Origin of the sequence: Streptomyces canus (assembly GCF_030815415.1) — a bacterium.
Taxonomy (GTDB): Bacteria; Actinomycetota; Actinomycetes; order Streptomycetales; family Streptomycetaceae; genus Streptomyces; species Streptomyces canus_F.
Map to the genome: position 1 here is coordinate 658,787 of NZ_JAUSWW010000001.1, position 24,425 is coordinate 683,211.

The 24,425-nt window shown below is 69.0% G+C and carries 17 protein-coding genes and 5 pseudogenes; 10 read left to right on the top strand and 12 right to left on the bottom strand.

Annotation, left to right across the window (positions count from 1 at the left end; translation table 11 throughout):
- Positions 1-17 precede the first annotated feature (17 nt).
- The 5 genes from QF037_RS03065 to QF037_RS03085 all read right to left on the bottom strand — a co-directional run bounded on the left by QF037_RS03065 (position 18) and on the right by QF037_RS03085 (position 3,217).
- Positions 18-446, bottom strand: a complete 429-nt coding sequence (locus QF037_RS03065) for a hypothetical protein (protein ID WP_307021530.1) — start codon at positions 444-446, stop codon at positions 18-20.
- Between the two features lie 29 nt (positions 447-475).
- Positions 476-754, bottom strand: a complete 279-nt coding sequence (locus QF037_RS03070; protein WP_307036953.1) for an ANTAR domain-containing protein — start codon at positions 752-754, stop codon at positions 476-478.
- Positions 755-1,050: 296 nt separating this feature from the next.
- Complete coding sequence (locus tag QF037_RS03075; protein WP_307021532.1) at positions 1,051-1,452, bottom strand: ANTAR domain-containing protein; 402 nt, start codon at positions 1,450-1,452, stop codon at positions 1,051-1,053.
- An 83-nt stretch (positions 1,453-1,535) separates the two neighbouring features.
- Positions 1,536-1,814 carry a hypothetical protein gene (locus QF037_RS03080; protein ID WP_307021534.1) on the bottom strand — a complete coding sequence of 93 codons (279 nt, stop codon included), beginning with the start codon at positions 1,812-1,814 and terminating at the stop codon, positions 1,536-1,538.
- 674 nt (positions 1,815-2,488) lie between these two features.
- Complete coding sequence (locus tag QF037_RS03085) at positions 2,489-3,217, bottom strand: SDR family oxidoreductase (protein ID WP_307021536.1); 729 nt, start codon at positions 3,215-3,217, stop codon at positions 2,489-2,491.
- A 76-nt stretch (positions 3,218-3,293) separates the two neighbouring features.
- Between QF037_RS03085 and QF037_RS03090 the strand changes: the two genes are divergently transcribed.
- The gene (locus QF037_RS03090) at positions 3,294-3,671 is read left to right on the top strand and encodes a MerR family transcriptional regulator (RefSeq protein WP_307021538.1); all 378 of its coding nucleotides are present in this window, start codon (positions 3,294-3,296) and stop codon (positions 3,669-3,671) included.
- A gap of 212 nt (positions 3,672-3,883) precedes the next feature.
- On the opposite strand, the gene QF037_RS50860 is transcribed toward QF037_RS03090, so the two are convergent.
- Positions 3,884-4,276, bottom strand: a complete 393-nt coding sequence (locus tag QF037_RS50860) for a WD40 repeat domain-containing protein (RefSeq protein WP_373463937.1) — start codon at positions 4,274-4,276, stop codon at positions 3,884-3,886.
- A gap of 2,026 nt (positions 4,277-6,302) precedes the next feature.
- Positions 6,303-7,514, bottom strand: a pseudogene (locus QF037_RS50865) (nSTAND1 domain-containing NTPase); the annotation flags it as partial.
- Between the two features lie 446 nt (positions 7,515-7,960).
- Between QF037_RS50865 and QF037_RS03100 the strand changes: the two are divergent.
- A complete protein-coding gene (locus QF037_RS03100) occupies positions 7,961-8,809 on the top strand; it encodes an NPP1 family protein (protein ID WP_307021542.1) in 849 nt (282 codons plus the stop codon).
- A 116-nt stretch (positions 8,810-8,925) separates the two neighbouring features.
- Here QF037_RS03100 and QF037_RS03105 read toward each other — a convergent pair whose 3' ends face one another.
- The 3 genes and pseudogenes from QF037_RS03105 to QF037_RS03115 form a co-directional block, all read right to left on the bottom strand.
- Complete coding sequence (locus QF037_RS03105) at positions 8,926-9,789, bottom strand: PaaX family transcriptional regulator (protein WP_307021544.1); 864 nt, start codon at positions 9,787-9,789, stop codon at positions 8,926-8,928.
- A 52-nt stretch (positions 9,790-9,841) separates the two neighbouring features.
- A pseudogene (locus QF037_RS03110) lies at positions 9,842-11,211 on the bottom strand (alpha/beta hydrolase family protein).
- Positions 11,208-12,551 (bottom strand): MFS transporter, encoded by a 1,344-nt coding sequence (locus tag QF037_RS03115; RefSeq protein WP_307036954.1) that lies wholly within the window; start codon positions 12,549-12,551, stop codon positions 11,208-11,210. The pseudogene QF037_RS03110 and the gene QF037_RS03115 overlap by 4 nt, the downstream one beginning before the upstream one ends.
- A gap of 148 nt (positions 12,552-12,699) precedes the next feature.
- Here QF037_RS03115 and QF037_RS50870 point away from each other — a divergent pair.
- A pseudogene (locus QF037_RS50870) lies at positions 12,700-12,810 on the top strand (RNA polymerase subunit sigma); the annotation flags it as partial.
- 317 nt (positions 12,811-13,127) lie between these two features.
- On the opposite strand, the gene QF037_RS03125 reads toward QF037_RS50870, so the two are convergent.
- Positions 13,128-13,916, bottom strand: a complete 789-nt coding sequence (locus QF037_RS03125; RefSeq protein WP_307021546.1) for an IclR family transcriptional regulator — start codon at positions 13,914-13,916, stop codon at positions 13,128-13,130.
- Positions 13,917-14,035: 119 nt separating this feature from the next.
- Between QF037_RS03125 and QF037_RS03130 the strand changes: the two genes are divergently transcribed.
- The 5 genes and pseudogenes from QF037_RS03130 to QF037_RS03150 form a co-directional block, all read left to right on the top strand.
- Positions 14,036-14,995 (top strand): 5-dehydro-4-deoxyglucarate dehydratase, encoded by a 960-nt coding sequence (locus QF037_RS03130; protein ID WP_307021548.1) that lies wholly within the window; start codon positions 14,036-14,038, stop codon positions 14,993-14,995.
- 159 nt (positions 14,996-15,154) lie between these two features.
- Positions 15,155-16,492, top strand: a complete 1,338-nt coding sequence (locus QF037_RS03135; RefSeq protein WP_307021550.1) for a gluconate:H+ symporter — start codon at positions 15,155-15,157, stop codon at positions 16,490-16,492.
- A 104-nt stretch (positions 16,493-16,596) separates the two neighbouring features.
- Positions 16,597-17,925 carry an enolase C-terminal domain-like protein gene (locus QF037_RS03140; RefSeq protein ID WP_307036956.1) on the top strand — a complete coding sequence of 443 codons (1,329 nt, stop codon included), beginning with the start codon at positions 16,597-16,599 and terminating at the stop codon, positions 17,923-17,925.
- 768 nt (positions 17,926-18,693) lie between these two features.
- Complete coding sequence (locus QF037_RS03145) at positions 18,694-18,894, top strand: hypothetical protein (RefSeq protein ID WP_307021552.1); 201 nt, start codon at positions 18,694-18,696, stop codon at positions 18,892-18,894.
- A gap of 378 nt (positions 18,895-19,272) precedes the next feature.
- Positions 19,273-19,464 (top strand): annotated as a pseudogene (locus QF037_RS03150) (IS701 family transposase); the annotation flags it as partial.
- Between the two features lie 501 nt (positions 19,465-19,965).
- On the opposite strand, the pseudogene QF037_RS03155 reads toward QF037_RS03150, so the two are convergent.
- Positions 19,966-21,056: pseudogene (locus tag QF037_RS03155) on the bottom strand (glutamate synthase-related protein); the annotation flags it as partial.
- A gap of 387 nt (positions 21,057-21,443) precedes the next feature.
- Between QF037_RS03155 and QF037_RS03160 the strand changes: the two are divergent.
- Positions 21,444-21,794 (top strand): PRC-barrel domain containing protein, encoded by a 351-nt coding sequence (locus QF037_RS03160; RefSeq protein ID WP_307021554.1) that lies wholly within the window; start codon positions 21,444-21,446, stop codon positions 21,792-21,794.
- A gap of 836 nt (positions 21,795-22,630) precedes the next feature.
- Complete coding sequence (locus tag QF037_RS03165) at positions 22,631-24,349, top strand: cellulase family glycosylhydrolase (RefSeq protein ID WP_307021556.1); 1,719 nt, start codon at positions 22,631-22,633, stop codon at positions 24,347-24,349.
- Positions 24,350-24,425: the final 76 nt, after the last annotated feature.

A 24,425-nucleotide genomic window follows, 5' to 3' on the forward strand; every position in this document is an offset into this window, starting at 1 on the left:
GCGGCCGGCCTGGATGGTCAGTGAGCGGCCCGGTGGTGGAACCAGTGGTGCTTGTGGCGGGGGTGTTCGGCCGGTCCGGCAGGGTCTTCGTCGGCCCTCTCCGTCTGCGCCGGCTGAGCGCGGGCGGAGTCGCGTTCGTCGATCAGAACGTCCCGTTCCTGTTCGGCTGCGGCTGTCTCGAGCCGATTCTGTTTGAGCTCACGACGTGCCCTGCGGCCGCGGCGAGCGGTGCGACGGGTACCGGTCAGGAGCAGGCTCAGCCCGAGCAGAGCCGCCGCCCCGACGACGATGCCGTAGAGGAAAAGGGTGCCGGTGGAGCCGGTGACGTCGACTCCGAAGACGGAGAATCCGCCGGTGAACTCGTGGGCGCTGCCACTGTTGGAAAGAACGCCGGCAACCCCGATGACCACCGCGGCGACGAGAATGACGAGTCCAAGGATGATCATGATGTGCTCCTGGGATCTGCTTCCTCTCATCACGGTAGAGCCGTTCTGCCCGACAGGCCACCGCCAGAGGTTGCGTCCACGCTGAAGTTGAGGTAAGAGCGACCTTTCGCCGCCGAAGAAGTCTTCCGGGGCTGCGATATCACCGACAGCGCAGTGGCGACCCAGGCCTCAGCCACATCGCGGAGTTTGACATTGCAGTGCTGCGACACGTCCACGAGCAGGCCCCAGGCTTGCTCACAGGAACACGGCGCCAGGACCATCACCATGGCGCGCGCCTGGTCGACCACCGCACGGCTTTCCAGCGACAGCTACAACTGCCCGTTTCTGGCGGGTAGTTCGACGACCTCGGCCAGCAAAGCCGCATCGCCCGGCGCGGGCACAGCCGTCAGCCGAGGCTGCTTTCACGGCGTGTTCGGCTGGTGCACGGTGCGTACCTCACAACACAGCCCTCACAAACAGTCCTCGCGTCCATGAGCGGTCAGTGGCGCGCCAGTTGCCGTTCGCCGGCCACATCGGGCCGGTAGGCCGGCCAAGACACCGATCTTGTGCGACTCGGAGTCGACGACATCGCGGTCGCGCCATTCCCGGACGTCGCCAGCGTCAATCACGGCCTGCCCCTTCCGGACGGCTCAGCCGCCGGTGCCGAGTCGCACCCTCGATCCTCCGCGTAAAGCCGGCGCAGCGCATGCCGCAGCGCCCGCTGCATCAGCTGCGAGAGAGGCTCACCTTCCCAGGCGGCGATCATGGCCGCAGACACGTCCGGAAGGCTGGCGTTGCACTGCCGCGAGATGTCCACCAGCAGGTTCCTGGCCGGCCCACGGCGGGAGGGGGCCAGGATCATCACCATGCCGCACGCCTGATCGATAACCATACGGCCTGCCAGTGCCCGCCGCAGCTGATCGATCTCGGCGCGCAGCGCCACGGCATCCTGGTCGGCCACTTTCTCCGCCCAGTCCTCGGCCGCCTCATCCCACCAGTTCTCCGGGAGCAAGGTTGTGCGATGCATGACATCTACCTCTCCACGATCTCCACGCGTTCGGGGTGGCTGAGGCCGCCCCGGAACCTCTGGGTGTCGGACCGCCTCATCGCTCACCCACTCCGCTCCTGGTCCCGACGGTCCTCGCGGCGCCAACGCGCCCGATTCCGTCGGCTGTAGCGGCGGTCCCAGCGGTCCTGACGATCCCGACGGTGCTCGTAGTCCCGGTAGTCCCCGAGGTCGGAACCGTCGCCGCGGATCCAGCCTCCCCCGCGATCGCGGCCGTGCCGGGTGGCACTGAAGACCAGTACGGCTGCGGCTACCCACCACACGGGGCTGAGGAAGCCGAGGCCGAACAGGACCACGATGAGGATGAGAAGCAGAACGAACACGGCGGGCCTCCCCAGAGCGGAACAGATCATCACTGCCGGGGGCCGGGGCCTGTACGAAGAGAGTAGTCCTCCCCAGAGGTTGCGGACAGCGGCCCACGTCAGCGACTTCCGCCGTAATCGGATGGCCACTTGCCGTCTGTCCTGGGAGCGCGACGAGGGCTAGCGTGCGCGGTACGGCCCGAGCCCCCGGCAGCGTCGATCACCTCTCGCGCTCCTTCGAGGGCGCATCCTGCGCATCAGTGCCGGAACCTGCCGCGTCACAAGGAAGGCCGTTCCCGCACACGCCCCGCGTCACGCGATCCCGGCGAAGCTCTGATGCGCCCCATGCGGGCACCGTCCATGCGCTGTCCGCGGTGTCGCACGTATCCACCGACAGGCGATACGCATGTACGCGCTGATCGTTCCGGCCTCGACCCCCTTCGTCCTACTCGCCATCGTGATGGCCCTGTCCTGGTGGGAGGACCGCATCCTGCCGTCGGCCGAGCCGGCCGAAGCCCTCGCCGAGGCTCAGGTCACCCCGGCGGCCCCTGCCCAGCCCCTTGAACTCACCCGTGCAGACACCGCGTTGACAACGGAGGATGCCGGGCCTGTACGTGAGCTCATCGACGAGCGGCTCCTCCTCGAAGCCCGGCGCCCGGTGGGGCGCCCGGACGGTGGCCGTCCGCCTCGGCTTCTCAGGAAGCCATCAGTGCCGCCAGGGCGCGGTCCATTGCGGCGTTGAACTCTTCCGGCGTCAGCGGCAGACGGGACTTGACGTCCCGACTCCACTGGTCGGCGAGGACCTCGGCGGAGCCCGCCTCGACACCGTCGAGCGCCGCGTCGGCCAGGTCCGACGGAGCCATCTTGTCCACGGACCAGCCCGCCGTCATGTCGGTGTCGGCCAGGCCGAGGTGTACCGCTGTGACAAGCGTGCCCTGCTCGGCGAGCTCCAGGCGGACGCCGTTGGTCATGGCCCAGGCGGCGGCCTTGGTCAGGTGGTAGGCATTGGCGCCCCTGCCCCCGAACCACGACATGGCGGAGAGGACGTTGACGATCGCTCCCCCGCCGTTCCTGGCGAGCGCCGGCGCGAACTCCCGGATCACTGCCAGGTGACCGAACATGTTGGTCTCCAGCTCGTGCCGCACCGCGTCCAGCGAACCGGTCACCAGGTCGGTCCCTGTACTGATTCCCGCGTTGTTGATGAGGAGCGAGACGTCCGGGGCGGCCGCGGCGGCAGCCCTCACGGATGCGGGATCGGTGATGTCGAGGGGCAGCACCTCGACCCCGGGCAGGTCCACGGTCTCCGGTCGGCGGGCCGTCGCGTAGACCGTGCGGGCGCCCCGTTCGAGCAGCCGCTGGGCGAAGGCGCGGCCCAGGCCGCGGTTGGCTCCGGTGACAAGGGCGACGCAGTTGTTGATATCCATGGCCAGTACGCTAAAACCTGACGCTAGCGTCAGAGGCAAGTGCTGATCGTCCCAGCCAGCGGTGAGAGGAATCACCTTGACCGTCACAGCGGCCGCATCCGAACGGTTGATCCGCATCGGCGAGGTGGCACGAGGTGCCGGCGTCTCAGTGCGCGCCGTGCGCTACTACGAGCAGCAAGGGCTGCTCATCGCCGAGCGCAGCCCGTCCGGCCAGCGCCTGTACCGGCAGGACGCCATCGCCCTGGTCCGCTTCTTCCAGCAGATGTTCGCCGCCGGCCTCACCAGCCGAAGGATCAGCGAACTCCTGCCGTGCTGGGACGCCGGGCACACCGACGCCCAGCAACGGGCCATGCTGCGAGCCGAGCGCGAGCGCATCCAAGCCAAGATCGACGACCTGCAGGCCACCCTGGACCACCTCGACCAGGTCATCGCGATCACGGACACACACCCGTAGACGCGATCGACCAGACGCCTCATGTGGAGGGATCTCCCGGTTGTGTTGTTCGGTCGTGTCGGGCGCTGCCTTTCGCGGCCTTGACCGGGGCAGCCCGCCGCGGCGCGCGCGGAGGAGGTTGCGCGCGCCACGGCTGGGACGAGGCTGACAGGCCGGAGAATTGATGGGCAGCCCGTCTCATCAGGCAATCAGCCAAGGGACGGCTCAGGGCGTCAGTCCCCGCACACCTTCCGGTATGCCGCGTCCGGCACATACGTGCGCCACTGCGCCCGCGTCAGCTGTTGCCCGCCCACCCGGGCGCACACCCGCTCGGCCACTCGCTCGGGGCCGACGACGTACCGCTGGAGCGGCACATGGGTCCCCGCCGCGTACACCGTGCCACTGTCCTCGCTGAACGCCACCGAGACGATCTCCTCGCCCGGCGTCGGCAGGGGGTCGCCGAGCGGCTGCTGGGTGGCGACGTCCCACAGCTGGAGCGTGCCCGAGCTGCCGCCCACGGCAAGTGTGCGGCCGTCGGGGCTCAACGTCAGCGCGCTGACACCCTCGGGGATGTCGCCGAGCCGGGCCGGGAAGACGTTGCGCAGGACCCCGCGCTTGTGCCGCACGTCCCCGTCCCACAGCGCGACCCGTCCGGTCCCGTCGCCCCACCGCCAGCCGTGAGCCGTCCGCGCTGAAGGTGATGGCGCCGATCTGGTCGCCCTGGACGAGGTCCTTTCCGGTCACCGATCCGTTCGGGAGGCGGGCGACGCGGTTGTCGCCGACCAGCAGTCCATCGTCGGGGCGGACGGCAAGGTTGTCGCTGCCCAGGCCGGTCACCACGGAACGGCGGCGGTGGCTTTCCGTGTCCCACACCTCGTCGCGCGATTCTCCGACAGCGGGCGTACGCGCGGCGTACAGGGTGCGGCCGCCGGAGCCCAGGGCGAGGTCGATGACCGCCCCGGCCGAGTCGGCGGTGGCCAGGTCCAGGGTGTCCCGGACCCTGTTGTGGCGCAGGTCCCAGATTGTGATCCGCTGTGGGGCCGCCTCTCGGCCCGTCGCCGAGACGCCGTAGGCGAGCAACCCGCCGTCCGGGCTGAACGCCGTCAGAGCCTGGGTGTCGCCGAGTACGACCTGGTCTGTGCCCGGCTGAGCGGCGGGCACCGGCGGCGACGGCAGCGTCCGTACGACATGGCCGTCGCGGGTGTCGCGCAGCTGGAAGCGGTAGCCGTTGTCCGTGACTTCGGCGGTGGCGAGGGCGCGGCCGTCCGGGGCGAGGCGGACGTCGGACAGGGCACTGTCGTCGTGCCAGGCCGGCGTCACCGCCGTCGCCACGTCGAGCGAGTGGACCGTACCGGCCTCCAGGTAGCGCAGGACGGGGTGTTCGGGGTCCCAGGCGAGGCCGCCGTACGCGTACTGGTTGTTGAGGGAATGCCGGTAGACCGGGGCGTCGGGGTACGACAGCCGCCACACCTTGATCTCCGTACGGTCGGCCGCCGCCAGGAATTTGCCGTCCTTGCTGAAGGAGGTGTACTCGACGCCCGGGGCCGTGAGATCGGCCAGCAGCCGCCCGGTGCCGGTGTCCCAGACGCGGATGCCGGACGCGGAGACGGCGGCCATCCGCTGCCCGGCGCCCATGATCAGCGATGAGTCGTTGTCGGCGCAGACATTCTGGTCCTGCGTCCACTCGCCGGGCAGCGGCCGGTGGTGGGCGGTGTCCCACACCTGTGGTGGCTTTGTGCCCTGGTCGCCCGTGGGGCAGATGGCGACCGTGCGGGCGTCGGGGGCCATGTCCGTGCGGTCGGCCGCCGGGCTCTCGAACATCGACTTGCCGTCGGTGACGGAGCGCACGCGAGCGCGTTCGCCTTCGTGGCCGGTCACCAGATAGGCGTGGTCCCCGATGACGACTTCGGAGCGCGGCGGCCACGGCCCACCGCCGGTCCAGCGTCCTGTGGCCGTGTCCCACAGCCGGATGCCGTCCGCTGCGCTCACCGCCATGACCTTGGCGTCCGGAGAGACCGCCACCACGTCGTGGTCGTCGGCCGGCAGCCGGCCCGAGCCGGTGCGGCGGGGCGTGGCCACGTCGTAGGTCCGCCAGGTGCGGTCCTCGATGTTCAGCAGCGTGCGGCCGGAGGCCGTGAGGTAGCGGAAAGGGGTCTCGCCGGGGTCGGGGTCGGAGAAGATGTCCTGTTCGGGCTGGGCGAGGGCGCCGAGCAGGGCCCGGCAGGACTCGGGGAGCGGGGAGACGCGCCAGGCGGCGACGCCCAGCAGCATCGCGGCGCGCGGGTCGGTGGTGCGCAGCGAGTCGGCGACGGCGGCGATGCAGCGGGCAGCGGTGTCGGTGCGCTGCCGCTCGTTGTCGCGGTGCTGGCTCCACGCGGCCAGGCTCACCACGAGCGCCACCGCCAGGACGGCGGACAGGGCGGTGACCAGTGCCCGGGATCTTCGGGCGGTCCGCGCGGCGGTCCGCTGCTCGGCCTCCGAGGCCTCCAGCGCGGCGACGAGGAACCCCCGCTCCGACACAGTGAGCGTGCCGTCGTCGTCCCCGAACAGCTCCTCGGCCCGCGCCAGCGTGCTGCCCCGGTACAGCCCGCCCGGGTCGCGATCGTGCTCCAGCCAGGCGCGGGCGGCCTCGGTCAGGCGCCGGTGGTGGCGCAGCCGTTCGCGGTCCTCGTCCAGCCAGCCGGACAGGCGAGGCCAGCAGGTGATCAGGGCCTCGTGGGCGAGCTGGACGCCGTCCTCGTCGGCGGTGAGCAGGCGGGCGCGCGCCAGCCGCTCGACCACCTCCGGCACGTCGGAACCGGTCCACTCCGCCAGGTCGGCGCGGGTCAGCGGACGCCGGGTGTCGGGGGTGCCCTGGCCCGGCTCGACCAGCCGCAGCAGCAGATGGCGGGCCGTGCGCGCCTGGTCCTCGGTCAGCTGCTCGTACACCTCCTCCGCCGTCGCCGCGATCGCGCCGCGTACCCCGCCGGCCGCCTGGTACGCGGCCAGGGTGAGCACCCGGCCCTTGCGTCGCCGCCAGGTCTCCAACAGCGCGTGCGAGAGCATGGGCAGTCCGCCGGGCTGGTCGACGACCTCGCCGACGATCCGCGCCGCCAGCTCCCTCTCCACCAGCAGCCCGGCGGCCTGCGCCGGCTTGGTCACCGCCTCGCGCAGCTCGTCCGCCGTCATCGGCCCGAGCAGCAGCCCGGCGCCGGAGACCGCGTCGGCCAGGCCCCGGTGCTCGGAGCAGCGGGCGTAGAAGCCGGCCCGTACGGTGATCAGGACGCGCAGTCGGCTGCCCGGGTATCGGGCGGCGAGCAGCAGGTCGATGAAGCGAGCCCGTTCCTCGCGGTCCCGGCACAGGGTGAAGGCCTCCTCGAACTGGTCGACCACGACCCAGCTCTCCGGCTCGTCCTCGGCGGGGGTCAGCAGGTGTCCGTACGTCTCGGCCGGCCGCGCTCCCGGGGTGAGCACCCGCAGCACCGCCGGCCGGATCCCACGGGCGATCTCCTCGCGCAGGGCGGGGATCAGCCCGACCCGCAGCAGCGAGGACTTGCCGCTGCCGGACGCCCCGAACAGCACCGCGAACCGGTGGTCGCACACCAGACGGTGCAGTTCCTCGGCCATCCGGTCCCGGCCGAAGAAGAGGTGCCGGTCGCCGGGCTCGAAGCGGGCCAGGCCCCGGTACGGCGGTGCGGTGTCCGCCGACTCCTGGCGCACCGCCTCGGCGACCTCCGCGTCCGCCTCCTTCCAGCGGGGCTCCCACTCCGCGGGGTCGCCGCCGCAGGCCTTGACGTAGCCCTGGACGACGGCGAGGGACGGCAGCCGTTCGCCGGCCGCGGCCTGGGACAGCGTTGTCGCGGAGAACCCGGCCGCCTCGGCCATGCGCCGGTACGAGGGGGTGCCTGCGCACGTACCTCCACACAGCCGACGAAACCGACGTCCAAGCGGTGACCATACGTCGCGGAACCTTTCGCCCGAGCACGCCCTCGGCGACGTGCAGGCAAACGAAAGGCAACAGGACGCGCAGCACCGGACAACTCACCACTGATCATGGGCTTTGATTGTCCTGACAAAGGAGACGAGTCAATCAATTCTCCGGTTCCAGGAGTCGGTCGCGGAGGTCGGCTGTCGCGCGGCGGCCGTAAAACGCGAGGTGAACGGCACAGAAACGAGTCAGCGGCGGTCATGACGCCCGGGCGAACAGCCCCCCAAAACGCCGAGAGGAATTTGATTGCCCTGATCAGAAGGGCTGCCGAACAACTTTCCGCTCTCCAGTCTCGATCTCGCACCGCCGGATTCCCGGCAGACCGAGCATGGAGGAGACCCTCGTGTCGCAGGCAGTCAAGACCAAGGGCAAGACCAACAGGACGTCCCGTCTGGGCAAGGCCGCCCTCGTCCTGGGCAGCGTCGCCGCGCTGACCGTCGGCGTGACCGACAGCGCCAACGCCGCCCTGCTGAAGCCCTTCAGCTACATGGGCGACGGCGCCGTGAAGCAGGAGATGTTCCAGCCGTTCTTCGACTACGACGAGGACGGCTGCTACCCCGCGGCCGCCGTCGACGCGAGCGGCAGACTCAACGGCGGCCTCGACCACACCGGGTCACTCGGCGGCGGATGCAAGAGCAACCACCTCGGCCAGGCCAACACCTACTCGCGGTCCAAGTGCGACAAGGGCTCCGGCTGGTGCGGCATCGTCTACACCCTGTACTTCGAGAAGGACCAGGGCGTCGCCGGCCCCGGCGACAGGTTCGGGCACCGGCACGACTTCGAGGCCGCTGTGGTCTGGTACCACGGCAATGACGAGTGGCCCAGCTACGTGTCCGTCTCCGCCCACGGCAACTACACCACCCAGCGGTTCAACGACGTGGAGCGGGAGGGCAAGCGCTTCAAGGTCGTCTACCACAAGGACGACAGCACCCTGGCCGGCCCCTTCGGAACACACGCCTTCCGCTTCGCCAAGGCGGGAGAGCGGGCGGAGGCGTGGGGCAACGGGAGCTGGGACCGCCCGGCCCTGGTCCCCTACGACACCCTGTGGAGCAAGAACCGGACGGCCTGGAACGCGCTGGCGGGCTCCAGCTGGGACAAGGCCAACTTCCCCCTGCAGGACAAGGACGACCACTTCCGCACCACCCTGAACAGGGCCAAGCCGTCCGGCATCAGCTTCAACGCCTGGAGCTGACACCCGGCGCCCACAGCCGCCCCCGGCGGGGACACTCCCCCCTGTCCCCGCCGGGGGCTTCCCCATGCCCACCGGCTCATTCACACCCGGCTTGACCCTGCTGTCAGTGCGATGACCTAGCCTGCGAAAGACGGACCCTGGCTGCGGAGATGTGTCGTCTCCAGAGTCGCTCGGGCTGCGTTCAGCGCCGGCTGGGTCTGTTGCGCGACGCGGTGGAAGGTTTCTTGGGCGGGGCGGGCCGGCCAGGCCGGGGGAAGGTGGCGGGCCGGGAGTCTCGGGTCCGTGCGGATGGTCCGGAGCCAGTCGCTCACCAGGCGGAGGCGGGTGCCGATCGGGTCGTGGTCGGTGCCGTTTCCCAGGTGGGCGCTCCAGCGCTTGTCGAAGGTGACATAGCGGGCGGCGATGGACTCCAGGTCCCAGGTGTCGCAGATCATCTGCTCGATGTCGGTCACCTCGGCGGCCTGGGCGTGGAAGATCTTGACGTGGGCCGTGAGACCGAGGTCGGTGACCACCCCGGACACGTCCACGTGACCGGGGGCGATCCACAGGCCGCTGTACAGCGCGCCGAATCCGGACCAGGTGAGCCGTGAGCGCAGGTCGTGGCGCTGGCGTTTCCAGGAGTCGGGCAGGGAGAAGCCGAGCAGGGTCCAGGAGCCGTCCCAGTCGTCGTTGACGGCGCCCTGCTTCCAGATGCGGGTGCGGCCGTCGATCAGGACGCGGCCGGCCTGCGGGGTCAGGCCGAAGAACATCTTGCGGCCCTCGCGCTGACGCTGGAGCAGGCCTCGGTTGACCATGCGGGTGAGGGTGGAGCGTACGGCCTGCTCGCCCACGCCCACGCGGCCCAGGACGTCGATGATGCTGCCCGAGTAGACGCCCAGGTCCCCCTCCTCCAGGACGTGGTTGCCGAAGAAGGTGAGCATGAGCGACTGCGGGCGCGGCTGCGGCCCCTCCGCGGTGTCCAGGATGTCCTCGTCCTCCACGGGGGCAAGGGTACGACCGCCCGCCGACTGTGCGGCAGGAGGTCGTACGAGGTCACCGGCGGTCGGCGGGGTGGGCAAGGTCGTAGGGGCGGAGGTAGGGGGTGGGACGGTACGTGATGTAACGGGCGGGGGTGGTGGGGTCGGCCGCTGTGGCGCGGGCGTTGAGGGACGCCGGGTCGGTGCCGTGCCAGTTGCCGGTGGTCAGGCGGTCCTCCAGGGTGTGGAGGGCGGCCAGTTGTTCGGCGGGGCTGAAGGTGCAGTGGCCGGCGTTGTCGACGTAGGCCTGGCGGAGGAGGGAGGCGGAGCCGGCGGCCGTCACCGCGCGGCGCAGGGCGCTCTCGGTCTGGACGGGGACCAGGGGGTCGCCGATGGTGTGGATGGAGAGCTGGGGCTTGGCCAGCTTGCCGGTGAAGCTGCTGGTGGTGCTCATCCAGGCCACGGCGTTCGGGTCCGCCTTGATGCGCGGTGCGCGGTTGAGGGCGGCGAGGTCCTTGTTCAAGGAGAGGCCGGCCTTCTTGTAGAGCTCGGTGACCTCCTTGCGGACGGAGGACTTCCCGAGCAGCCGGGCGTAGTCGATGCCGGTGTTCCAGGACATGTTGCCGCCCGCCCGGACCTCGGCCTCCTGGCGCCGGTTGAAGGCGGCGATCTTCAGCAGGCCCTTGACGGCGTCGTACTGGTTGGCCTGCTGGGCTTCCCAGTCGTTCGCGGCGGGGCGGGTCTGGGTGGGCGCGTTCCAGACCGGGATGTTGTGCAGGGCCGCGGCGAGGGCGATACGGGCCCGGCCCTCGGCCGTGGACTGGGCGGAGTCGACCTTGGCGGTGAGGTGTTCGCCGCGTCGGTGGCGGCCTGCTGGGTCGGGAGGTTCACCAGGGGGACGTCGGAACCCAGGAGCGTCTTGAGGGCGAACACCGGGTCGAGGGTGTTGTTCCAGTTGGCGACGCCGCCATGGACCAGACCGCACATGGAGAGGGAGCCGTCGATCTCCTCCGGGTGGCGCTCGGCTATCGCGGTGGTGACCAGGCCGCCGTACGACCGTCCCCACGCGATGGTGCGGGAGGCCTGGCCGAAGCGGTCGGTGAAGGCAGTCAGGGTGGCCATCTGGTCGGGAACCGCGTCCGTCACCGCCCAGCCGGTGCTGGCGTACGAGGAGCCGATGAGGGCGTAACCCTGCTGGAGCAGAAGCGCCTTGGTGGGGGCATCCGGGGCGTCCTGGGCGGGGTTGGCCGGGCCTGCGTTGTAGCCGTGGCTGAAGAGGAGGACGGTGCCGTTCCATGTGGTGGGGACGTCCATCATGTACGTGGCCCCGGAGGGGAGTTGGCCGTCCACATGGGTGGTGCCCGCGTCGGCCGCCGTGGCGGCGGGTGCGGTGGTGAGGGTGAGCAGCAGGGCCGCCGTGCAGGCGATGCGGGTGCGGTGCCTCATGCGGTGATCTCCTCTGTGTGGGGGGTGGTGGGGAGTTCGGGGGCGGGGTCTTCGCCGAGTGAGGTACGGCTGGTCTCGCGGACGAACCACACCGTCAGCGCGGTGATCAGCGAGCCGCCGCACAGTAGGAGGGCGACGGGGGTGCCGTTGCCGCTGCTCGCGACCAGGCTGCCGGCGACCAACGGGGAGAAGCCGGCGCCCACGAGGGTCGCGCCCTGGTAGCCGAGGGAGGCGCCGGTGTAGCGGACCTTGGTGCCGAACATCTCGCTGAACAGGGCGCCCAGCGGGCCGTACATCAGCGACTGGGAGATGCCGTGGCCGATGACGACGCCCAGGATCAGGGCTCCCGACGACCTGGAGTCGACCAGCGCGAGGACGGGGAAGGCGGTGGCCGCGGACAGGATCGCGCCGGTGAGGACGACCGGGCGGCGGCCGATCCGGTCGGAGAGCGCGGACGCGCAGGGCAGGACCACCAGGGCGACCGCGGCCGAGACGGTGAGCGCGGTGAGCACCTGCGGGCGGGGATAGCCGATGCCGGTGGCGTACGCGATCAGATAACTGGTCAGCAGGGACTGGGCGGTGAAGGCGCCGATGCCGACACCGCAGGCCAGCAGCACGGGCTTCGGGCGGCGCAGGACGTCGAGGATGGGGAGCCTCGACTCGGCGCGGTCCTTCTTCACCTCGGCGAACAGCGGACTCTCGACCACCTTGAGGCGGACGAACAGGCCGACGCCGAGCAGCAGGACGCTCAGCAGGAACGGCACGCGCCAGCCCCAGGCCGCGAACTGGTCCTTGGGGAGGGTGGAGACCAGGGCGACCACGGAGGCGGAGATCAGGGAGCCGAGCGGGGCTCCCATCTGCGTGAAGCTCGACCACAGGCCGCGGCGGCGCTCGCCCGCGTGCTCCACGACCATCAGGGTCGCGCCGCCCCACTCACCGCCGATGGCGATGCCCTGCACCACGCGCAGGGTGATCAGCAGGACCGGGGCCCAGACACCGGCGGTGTCGTACGTGGGCAGCACGCCGATGAGGAAGCTGGCACCGCCCATCAGGCCCATCGTGAGCAGCAGCATGTTCTTGCGGCCGAGGCGGTCGCCGAAGTGGCCGAAGACGATGCCGCCGATCGGCCGGGCCACATAGCCGGCTGCGAAGGTGCCGAACGCGGCGATCGTGCCCACCGCGGGGTCGGCGCCGGGGAAGAACAGTTCGCCGAACACGAGTGCGGCGACAGTGCCGTAGACGAGGAAGTCGTAGAACTCGACGGCGGTGCCGAGCATGCCGGAGAGGGCGACTCGGCGGAGTTGGCGGGTGCGTTCTGACGCGGTGGGGGCCGGGGGCATCGCGCTCTCCCTTGAGCGGAGGAAGGACACCATGAAATTAGGCTGCCTGGTGACTACCGTCAAGAAAGTGCACAACATTAGCGAGAACATACGGGGGAACATGACGCGCGTCACTGGAACTCGCCGATAACCACAGGCAGTTGCGTGGGTGACCACAGAAGTGCGAACCCGGATACGCGCCAGGGATCCGGACGCCTTCGCCGAGCTCTATGACGAGTGCGCTCGCGCGGTGTACAACCACGCCTTCCGGCTGACCGCCAGGGCAGTGCGCCACGGCGACGCCCGCCGCCGCGACCGAGGGCGTCATGTCGGCGACCTTCATGGAGGCCTGACGGCCGGGCGTCGATCGAAACCGACGGCGTTCGCTGCGGCCCTGGCTGCTCGGCATCGCCACGAACGTCTCCCGCTCCCACCGGCGCGGCGGCCGGGGCGGATGTCGCGGAGGTCGCCGACCACGCGGAGGCCGCTCGACTTCCTGCTCATGGCCCGACCGGGCCCGTCGGCAGCGCGGGTGAGCGTCCAGTCGGTGGAACGCCGGCGGTTCAACGACGAAGAGCCGGACGTATGCTCGCGGCCTCAGCGCCAGTCGGGTACGCCGGAGACGGGCGGCAGGCGGGTTTCGATCTTCGCTCGTATCTCCTGCATCACGGAGACGATGCGGGCCTCGTGTTCCCTGGTCAACCGGGCCACCGGCACCGAGCAACTGATGGCGTCGGTGGCCGGCGTGTCGTACCGCAGGGCGAAGCCGAAGCCCGCGATACCGGGCACCGTCTCCTCGCGGTCGATGGAGTAGCCGCGCTCGCGCACCTGGGACAGGTCGGCGAGCAGTGCGCCACGGTCGGTGTGCGTGTTCTTCGTGAGAGTGGTCAACAGCCCGTCCGTGAAGGGCAGTTCGTCGTCGGCACGCTCGGCGAGCAACGCCTTGCCCAGCGCGCCCGCATGCGCCGGGACGCGACGGCCGACCCGGCTGATGGTGCGCAGGTACTCGTGGGACTCGCGGGTGGCGAGGTAGACGACGTCCGTGCCGTCGAGTCGTGCCATGTGGATCGTCTCACCGAGCGCGTCCGACGCCTCGTCGAGGTACGGGCGGACCAGACGGATGCGCCGGTCGCCGTCGAGGTAGCTGGTGCCGGTGAGCAGCGCGCGGATACCGATGCCGTAGAGGGAGCCGGTGGCATCGGTGCGGACCCAGCCGTATTCGACGAGGGTCTGGAGCAGCTGGTACATGCTGCTGCGCGGCACACCGAGCTCCTCCGCGAGCTGATCCAGGCGCGAGGGCTGCTCACCCCGCTCGGCGAGGAGTTCCAGCAGCACGACGGTCCGGGCCGCTGACTTCACCCCGCGAACGCCTCTCGTCTCTGACATGCGCTCATCGTAAATCCGCGGCTATTCGTGTCCGCTCACCCATTGACCCATCGGGTTCATGGTTCTAGCCTCCATCTGCATACATAGACAGCATCTGCATACAGGGACAGGCGACGGGCATGACAGCAATCAGCACCGAGGCAGCAGGGGTCGTCCAGCGGCTCCGTGAGGGAATGGCGAGCGGGGTACTGTCCTTCCCCCTCACGAGCTTCCGGGACGACGGCCGCCTCGACCTGGACGCCTACCGGGCATACCTGGCCGACCGGTTGGACAGCGCACCCGGCGCGGTGTTCCCGGCCTGCGGGACTGGGGAGTTCTTCTCGCTGGACGAAGACGAGTACCGGGCCGTCGTGCGGACCACGGTCGAGATCGCCGACGGGCGGCTGCCGGTGGTCGCGGGCATCGGCTACGGCTGGGCACAGGCGCTGCGCTTCGCCCGTATCGCGGAGGAAGCCGGTGCGGACGCCGCGCTGGTACTCCCCCACTACCTGGTCGGTGCCCCACAGGACGGTCTGGTGGAGCAGCTGCGCCACATCGCCGACGGCACCCGGCTGCCACTCATCGCGTACCAGCGCGGTCAGGTCGCCTTCACCGCCGACAGTCTGCGCCGGATCGCACAAATCCCCACCGTCGTCGGTCTCAAGGACGGACACTGCGACCTCGACCGGCTCCAGCGCCTCACACTGGCCGCGCCCGACGGCTTCCTCTTCTTCAACGGCGCCTCTACCGCCGAGATCCAGGCCCGTGCCTACGCCACCGTCGGCGTGCCCGCCTACTCGTCGGCCGTCCACGCCTTCGCACCCGAGATCGCGAACGCCTTCTTCGCCGCTCTGCGGGACGGGGACGACGCGGGCGTGACCAGACTCCTGCGCGAGTTCTACGTCCCGCTGGTCGAACTGCGCGACCGGGTGCCGGGTTACGCCGTCTCCCTGGTCAAGGCCGCCGCCCGGCTGCGTGGCCTCCCGGTCGGCCCGGTGCGCGCCCCGCTCACCGACCCTGGCCCGGTCGACCTTGCCGATCTGGAGAAGGTGCTGGACCACGGTCTGAGCCTGGTCGGCGCCGTACGACGACCTGCTTGACGAACCCGGTCACCTCGCGTGCCCGCCCCCCGGCTCTGCCACGCGCCAAGTGCCCTCTGCCTTCCGAGACGTGCGGCCGTTCTCGCCGTACGCCGATCGGGCCGCCCCGAGCCGACGGGGCGTCCGACTGCCCACTCAACAGTTCAAAGGGGAACTGTCATGCCCATACTCGTAGTCGGGATCAGTGTTCTGATTCTGCTGCTCCTCATGACCAAGCTGAAAGTCAACGGCTTCGCGGCCCTCCTGCTCGTGGCGGTGGGCGTAGCACTGGTCCGGGGAATCCCGGTGGCGACCATCCCGGACGTCCTCTCCGAAGGCATCGGGGGCCAGATCGGCGACACCATGCTCACCATCGGACTAGGTGCCATGGTCGGCCGCATCATGGGGGACTCGGGCGCCGCTCAGCGTATAGCCGGCAAGCTCCTGGACGCTTTCGGCCCCCGTGGGGTTCAGGTGGCCATGGTGGTCACATCCATGCTGATCGGCGTGACCATGTTCTACGAGGTCGCGTTCGTCATCGTGGTGCCCATAGCCTTCACCCTGGTCAGGGTCACCGGAACGAAGCTGCTGTGGGTCGGCCTGCCGATGTCCATCGCCCTGTCCACCATGCACAGCTTCCTGCCGCCGCACCCCGGCCCCACCGCGGTCGCCGCGACCTTCCACGCCTCCGTCGGGCTCACGTTGTTCTACGGCCTGTTCATAGCCGTTCCCGCCGGTGCGCTCATCGCCCTGACCTGGCCTCGTCTTCCGTTCATCAAGGCGATGGACCCTTCCATCCCCAAGGGACTGGTCAGCGAGCGCGAGTTCACCGACGAGGAGATGCCCGGGCTGGGGTGGTCGCTGTTCGTGGCGCTCTTCCCCGTGGTGCTGATCGTGGCCGCCGCCGTGACCGACATGGCCACCTCCACCGAGAGTCCGCTCCTGCACACCGTCGCCTTCATCGGCTCGGCCCCGATCGCGTTGCTGCTGACCCTTTGCCTGGCGGCATGGGCGTTCGGACCGCGGATCGGCCGCAGCCTGGACGACGTCAGCGCCTCCTGCACCTCAGCGGCCAAGGCGATGGCAATGATCCTTCTGGTGATCGGCGCCGGCGGGGCCTTCAAGAACGTCCTCGTCGAAGGCGGGATCTCCGACTACATCAAGGACGCCACGGACGGCTGGTCCATCTCACCGATCATCCTTGCCTGGCTCGTCGCCGTCATCCTCCGCATTGCGCTCGGCTCGGCGACGGTCGCCGTCGTCACGGCCTCCGGCGTAGTGCTGCCGCTCCTGGCGGGCAGCGGGGTCCACCCGGAGATCATGGTGCTCGCCGTCGCCTGCGGTTCCATCGCGTGCTCCCACGTCAACGACCCTGGATTCTGGCTGTTCAAGGAGTACTTCAACCTCTCCGTCGTCGAGGCGATCAAGGTCCGCACCACCTACACGACGGTGCTCGCCGTTCTCGGCCTGGGCGGCGTCCTGGCGGCCGAGTGGGCCCTCGACATCCTCAGCCTCTGAACCGGAACCCCCTGAACCGGAACCCCCTGAACCGGAAACCTCTGAACCGGAAACCTCTGATCACCCGCACCGTCTCACCCGCAGAAGGACACCCCCCGATGAGTATCGGACAGCCGACCGTCACGGCGTTCTCCGTCTACCCGGTCGCAGGCCGGGACAGCATGGAGCTGAACCTCTCCGGCGCCCACGGCCCCTACTTCACCCGCAACGTCGTCGTCCTCACCGACTCCGAGGGACGCACCGGACTGGGCGAAGTACCCGGTGGAGAGAAGATCACGCAGACGCTGCGCGACGCCGAACCACTGGTCGTCGGGGCGAAGGTGGGCGACTACAAGCGCGTCCTGCGCGAAATCGGCGACCGGTTCGCCGACCGCGACACCGGCGGACGGGGCGCCCAGACCTTCGACCTGCGCACCACCGTCCACACGGTCACCGCCGTCGAGTCCGCCCTGCTCGACCTGCTCGGGCAGCACCTCGACGTGCCCGTCGCGGCGCTCCTGGGCGACGGCCAACAGCGGGATTCCGTACGGGTGCTGGGCTACCTCTTCTACGTGGGTAACCCAGACCGGACCGACCTGGAGTACGTCCGGGAACCCGACTCCCCCGTCGAGTGGTACCGGGTCCGGCACGAGGAGGCCCTGACGCCCGAGGCGATCGTCCGTCAGGCCGAGGCGGCCTACGGCCACTACGGATTCCGGGACTTCAAGCTCAAGGGGGGCGTCCTCAACGGCGCCGAGGAGGTCGCGGCCGTACGAGCTCTCAAGGACCGCTTCCCCGAGGCCCGCATCACCCTCGACCCGAACGGCGCGTGGTCACTGAGCGAGGCGATCGAACTGTGCAGGCCGCTGGTCGGCACGCTCGCCTACGCCGAGGACCCCTGCGGAGCCGAGGACGGCTACTCCGGACGGGAGATCCTCGCCGAGTTCCGCCGCGCCACCGGCCTTCCCACCGCGACCAACATGATCGCCACCGACTGGCGTCAGATGACCCACGCCCTGGCCCTCCAGTCGGTCTCCATCCCGCTGGCCGACCCACACTTCTGGACCATGCAGGGCTCTGTCCGGGTGGCACAGCTGTGCAACGCGATGGGACTGACCTGGGGCTGCCACTCCAACAACCACTTCGACATCTCCCTGGCCATGGTGACCCACTGCGGCGCCGCGGCCCCCGGCGAGTACAACGCCCTGGACACCCACTGGATATGGCAGGAAGGGCTGGAACGCCTCACCACCGCCCCACCGCTCATCACCGGTGGTGAGATCGCGGTCCCGGACGCGCCGGGGCTGGGCGTCCACCTCGACATGGACCGGCTCCTCGCAGCCCACGATCTCTACCAGGAAAAGGGGTTGGGGGCCCGCGACGATGCCGTCACGATGCAATACCTCATTAGTGACTGGAAGTTCGACAGCAGGCGCCCCTGCCTGGTTCGGTAGGCGACCGTCCGTGGACCTGCCTTCGTTCGGTCCTGGTGAGAGCACCGTCCTCTAACGGAGCGGCATCGCAGATCAGGGGCGATGGCAAGGGCCATCCCGTCCATTGCGGCGGTGTGCAGGGGGGCCGTCCGGGCCGCGGTGCGCTTGAGAGGCACCCGTCGATGCTTTGATTCCGGCACTCCCGCCTGTCACACGGCCGCTCCGAAGGAGCCGGTTCCGGTGCGGTGGCTGACGGCAGCGGCCGGCGTAGGGACGGTGGCCGGACCTCTCGTCAGCGTCTCCGACGGCACCTCCCGGGCCCGGAGGCCAGCAGCCCTCTTTCAGGACCGCGAAGAAAGTGACGGGGCGCCGCAGGGCCTGGCGGGAGGGGTGACCGACTCGCAGCCCGTCGAGGCGTACGCGCGTCGTCGGCTCCGCCAGCGACACACCTGCGCCTGCGGACGATCGTCCACTCCCGTCCTGCCGCCGCCCGAGGGCGAGTTCGGCCCGGATGCGGCCGACCTCCTCACCCGGTTCTTCCACCCGACGGCCAACGGCAGCCCAAAGCGGCGGGCGGTCTCAACCTTCCGGAGCGGGCCCCGCCAGGCTCGGCCTCCGACCGTCACTCCAGGTGAGTCGTCGCCCACTCCGGATCCCGCCTGCCGTCCGGCCTCACCGATCTCGCCGATGTCACTGGCCTGACCCGCGCGTTCGCAGACGCCACCGCGCCGGCTGCGATCGTGTGGCAGGACCCCCCTGTCCCATGTGGCGGCGGTAAATCTGGCGGTGATGCTCGCCGACGATGGCGAGCCGATGAGTCTGCGCCATGACGCCGACCTTGCTGGTGGCTTCCCCTTCCACGAGGACGTCGCCATGGCGCTGCCCCATCCCCAAGCCGGGATCGCCGGCGCCCAAGCCGTGCCAGCGCGCCGTGGCTGGGACGTACGACTCGGCAACGCGGTACCGGAGCTGCAAGCCGAGGAAGGCTGACCGTCCAGCGATGCCTCCTGCGTCCCGGACGGTCTTTCCCCACCGTCAGGACACCCACTCGGGGCCGAAGCGGTGGGCGGCCGTGCCGGCTCGCCGCTCGACCACCTGGGCAATCGCCTGGTCCTGCAGAAGGCCGCGCTGTTCGTCATCGGCCCGATCGGTAACCGGGCGCCGCCGACACGCGCCCGATGATCCGCCGGACACACTGCCTGGCCCCGGTTGAGCCGTGTGTAAGAGCCGGTGTGAATGAGCCGGTGGGCATGGGGAAGCCCCCGGCGGGACAGGGGGGAGCGTCCCCGCCGGGGGCGGCTGTGGGCGCCGGGTGTCAGCTCCAGGCGTTGAAGCTGATGCCGGACGGCTTGGCCCTGGTCGGGTGAACTGGACGCTCTGCATGAGCGGTTCGTGCACATGTTCAACCGGGAGGAGCCGCGTCAGTCGACGCTGGCGTATATGCGGGGGCCGGTTGCGCCACTGAAGCGGAAGAACGGCTGGACGCTGGCGGAGGAAGCCGGGCACGCGGGTCCCGATCGCATCCACCGGCCGCTGAACCGGATCGAGTGGGACGCCGACGGAACTTGATCAGACCCTGACAGACACCGAGGAATTCAGCGGGCGGACAACAGGTCCAGTACGGACTCGCCGCCGGCGATCACGGATACATGTCACAGCAGGGCAACAGACTCGCCGGAACGGGCTGAAAAGAATTGATGGGGGAACTCGGCCTTCTGCGGCACCGATGGATGCCGCTCCCCGGAGGAAAGAGAAAATCGTGTACATAGGCCTGGGTACCGTCGTCGTTGTCATTATCATCATCGTTGTCATCATGATTCTGCGCCGTCGCTGACCAATCCCCCGAAGGCCGGGCGATCAGCCACGACCACAGCCCGCCCCGGATTCCCTTGCCAGGCTCCCCGGGCGGGCATGGTCACGATCAGCGAGACGGCGGTTGTCGAAGACGACGAGTTCGACCAGCAGGGACGGGCGCACGGCTTTCGACCCCGTCGTAGAGGTCGCGTTGGATGGGCTCTCGCGGCGAAGGCGGCCTCCGCCTCGCGGCGGCACTCGACCGATCATGGATGCCATGATCTGCAGTGCGCTGCGGCAGCGGCCTCCTGGAGGCGATGCCTCCGCGTGTACTTGTCGCCGACGTCCAGCGTGCGGGCCCGCCGCGGGTCCTGGGTGACGCCGGCGGGGCAGGTGTCCGTGTGGCAGTGCTGGGCCTGGATGCAGCCGACCGCGAACGTCATGGCGTGGGCCGCGTTGCCGTGGTCGGCGCCCTGGATCAGGCGTTTGACGAGGTCCGTCCCAGTGACAATCTTGCCGCTGGCGCCGATCCGGATCCGATCCCGCAGGTCCGCGCCGACCAGAGCGTTGTGCACGGTCATCAGAACTTCCCTGAGCGGTATGCCGACGTGGCCGGCGCATTCGAGCGGTGTGGTGCCTGTGCCGCCCTCCGCGCCGTCGACGAAGATGAAGTCGGGTGCGGTGCCCTCCTCGATCATCGCCTTGCACACGACGAGGAACTGGCGCCGTGAACCGGGGGACAGCTTGAAGCCGGTCGGCTCGACGCCGGACAGCTCCCGCATCCGTGCGATGAAACAGACCAGTTCACGAGGCGTGGAGAACGCCCGGTGGCAGGGCGGCGAGACCACCGTCCGTCCCTCGATGACGTCCTGCACCCGGGCGATCTCCGCGTTCACCTTGGCCCCCGCAGTACACCCCCGATACCGGGCTTGGCGCCCAGCGACAGCTTCAAAGACACGCGCCTGACGCTCTCGCCCGACGCCTTCTCGACGAACTCCCCGCCATCGAAGTCCTCGTCCCGGGTCCGGCAGCCGAAGTAGCCGGCACCGATCTCCCGGACCAGGTCACCACACGGACGCAGGTGGTACTCCGACAGTCGGCCCTCGCCGCTGCCGTGCGCGAAACCGCCTGCCGCGGCACCCTGGTTGAGCGCCAGAACGGTATTGGCCGACAACGAGCCGAAACTCATCGCGGAGACGTTCAGCAGTGCCATGTCGTAGAGCCGGGTGCAGTCCGAACCCCCGATCCGTACGCGTGGCGGAGTACTGCCGCAACTCGGGACGGCTGCGCTGCAGCAGGAAGCGGGCGTGCCCGATCACCGGATCGTTGCGCAGCACCGAGTGCTGCCGCTGGATCAGGTCCTACACCCCGATCACGCCGATCACGGCCGGAGGCACTGCTGCCATCCACCAACAGGGCGGCGCCCGGGACCACCGCGACGATTCCGGTTCTCTGGTCGGCCCGCGAGTGGCCCGCCTGGCCCGTTTCGTGCGGACCAGGGCCGGGCCGGAAAAACTCGCATGTTATACGGCAAGGTGGGTACCGTTGATTTTCTAAAGGTGAGTGAAAAGTGGACCGACGCGACTGTGTTGATTCTGGTACTTCTTGCCGCCTGATATTTTCCAATACTCGAAATGAGAAATTGTGTGGGACGCGAAACGATGGGCACTCGCCCTACCGAGGGGCGCCCACCGAAATATCGGACAGGCCTCCTCGGTATTCATGCGCTACAAGGGGAGGTTTGTATGACGGACAACATGTGGGGTTACCCGGCCGAGTCGGGCCACCAGACGGGGACGGACCTGACCGGATTCAAGGTCGAGGCGAGTGACGGTTCGATCGGCAAGGTCGACAAGCACTCGGAGGACGTCGGGGCCGCGTACATCGTGGTCGACACCGGAGTGTGGATCTTCGGCAAGACGGTTCTTCTCCCTGCCGGTGTCATCTCGTCCATCGACGTCGCGGGGCAGAAGATCCACGTAGGCCGGACCAAGGACGAGATCAAGAACTCCCCCGAGTTCGACAAGGACAAGCACATCGGCGACCCCGGCTACCACGAGCAGGTCGGCGGATATTACGGAGACCACCGAGCCTGACCGTCACTCCGCGGCACACAGGGGCGGGCACCGGTGTTCTGCCGGTGTCCGCCCTTCGCTGTGCCCGGGCTTCCCGCCGACATCGCCGCCGGCCCTCGGGATGTTGTCGGATAATCCGCGGTGCCCGTGCCGTCGTACGGAGATCAGCAGCACCTGCACGCGTCCGCGGCTACTCCTCAACACGCCCTCAAGGCCATCGCCGTGAAACATCGAACACCTCAGCGGTCAGCCAGCGACTGGGGAAGCCTCTCCGCCGAGACCGCCGACCGCTTTCCCGACCTTCCTGGATCAGACCGAGATCCCCCGGTCAAAATCCTGGCGAACCTCGGCAGCCGAGCCCGACCATCCAAGATCCCCAACAGCGTCAAGCTGAGCCTGGTGCCTAACCTCGGCCGTTCACCTGACCCTCTGATCTTGGTTCATTCCCGGGACAACAGGGCGGCCGTTCTTCACGCTTCGAGGTGTTGAGCAACAGTTGCGTGAAGGAACGGCCGCTGGAAGCGCCTCGATGGCCAGTGGCTTGCCGGGACTTCCCGGTGCGCTGCTCGCGGGCCGGGTACGGGGAAGGCGTGAGATCCCCCGCTGGGTGACCGCCGGCCCGGTCGGCATCCACGGCAGATGAGCAGGGGACCCCGACGAGCTTGCGTGACGCCGCGACTGACACCCAGGGAGAGAAGCGCTTCGACGCACACCTTTCGAACTCGATTGAGGTTCCATGCGGATCAGCCCGTTCTCTCCGTCGTCAGGTTGCGCTAGGCTCCCGCAACCGTATCGAAGCGCTTCGACGATGACGCCTTCGACATGGGGAAGGGACTTTCGACTCAATGGAGAGTTCTATGCCGAGTTCAACCGGTTTCACTCGCCGCCAGGTCATGACGACCTCCGCGGCCCTCGCCGTCACGGCGTTGGCCATCCCGACGGCCGCCCAGGCCGCTGCCCGATCCACTTCTTCCGCCGCGTCGGCGTCCGCGCTGGACGTAGTCGCAAACATGCAGCCCGGCTGGAATCTGGGCAACAGCTTCGAGGCCATCGGCGCCGACGAGACGGCGTGGGGCAACCCGCGGGTGACCCAGGCGTTTTTCCGCAGGCTGAAGGCGCAGGGCTTCAGAAGCATCCGGATACCGGTGACCTGGGGCCAGCACGAGGGCCCGGCTCCGACCTATACCCTCGACCCGGTGTTCCTGGCCAGGATCAAGCAGGTGGTCGACTGGGCCCTGGCCGACGGTTTCTACGTTCTGATCAACATGCACGGCGACGCGTGGCAGTGGGTGCCGAACATGCCGACCCAGCATGACGCGGTCCTGGCCCAGTACACGGCCACCTGGCAGCAGATCGCGGCCACCTTCCGGGACGAGCCACGCCGACTGCTTTTCGAGAGCATCAACGAGCCCTTCTTCACCGGCAGCTCCGGCGATCAGCAGAACGCCGTTCTGATGAACGAGCTCAACACGACATTCCACTCCGTCGTGCGCGCGACCGGCGGAGGCAATGCCGACCGCCTGCTCGTCATGCCGACCCTCGGGGACACCCCGGATCAGCCCAAGATCGACACCCTGCTCGCCACCTTCTCCGCGCTCGACGACCCCAACCTCGTGGCCTCGATCCACTACTACAGCTTCTGGCCCTTCAGCGTGAACCTCGCCGGCTACACGACCTTCAACGCGGCCACCCAGCAGGACCTGACCGACACGTTCGACCTGCTGCACAGGGCCTTCGTGGCCAAGGGGATCCCGGTCGTCGTCGGTGAGTACGGGCTGCTCGGCTGGGACTCCGGCCCCGGCACGGTCGAACAGGGCGAGACGCTCAAGTACCTTGAGTATCTCGGCTACTACGCGCGCCACCGGGGCTTGACCACGATGCTGTGGGACAACGGCAGTCGCTTCAACCGCCGCACCCTGCAATGGAACGACCCGAGTCTCTATGCGCAGATACGTTCCAGCTGGACCGGGCGCTCCGGCACCGCGTCCACCGATCAGCTCTTCGTGCCCAAGGGCAAGACCCCGACGGACGCGACGATCACGCTGAACCTCAACGGCACCAGGCTGCTGAGGATCGATGTCGGCACCCGCCCCCTGATCCGGGGCGTGGACTACACCGTCAGCGGCAACACGCTGACGATCGCAGCGGCGACGCTCAGCCGGCTGACCGCATCACAGGAGTACGGCACGAATGCCGTCCTGTCCCTCCGGTTCACGGAAGGAATTCCTTGGGCGGTCAACGTCATCACCTATGACAAGCCGGTACTGACGAGCGCGACGGGTACGACAGCCTCGCTGGTGATACCCACAGCGTTCAACGGAGACAAGTTGGCGACCATGGAAGCCGTCTACGCCGACGGCACCGCCGCCGGTCCGCAGTCCTGGACGACGTACCAACAGTTCAACGTGGCCTTCACACCGGACTACACCGCAGGCACGATCACCTTGCCGACCGCGTTCTTCGACGGTGTCACCGACAACACCACCGTGACCCTCACCTTCCACTTCTGGAGCGGGGCGATCTTGACCTACACGCTGACCAGGTCCGGCACCGCGGTCACGGGCGCCTCTGTCTGAAAAACGGATCCATCAGTCATGAGGCGACATCACACGTGGTGAGTCCGGCACGTCTCTTGTAGCAGGTCAGGGCGGC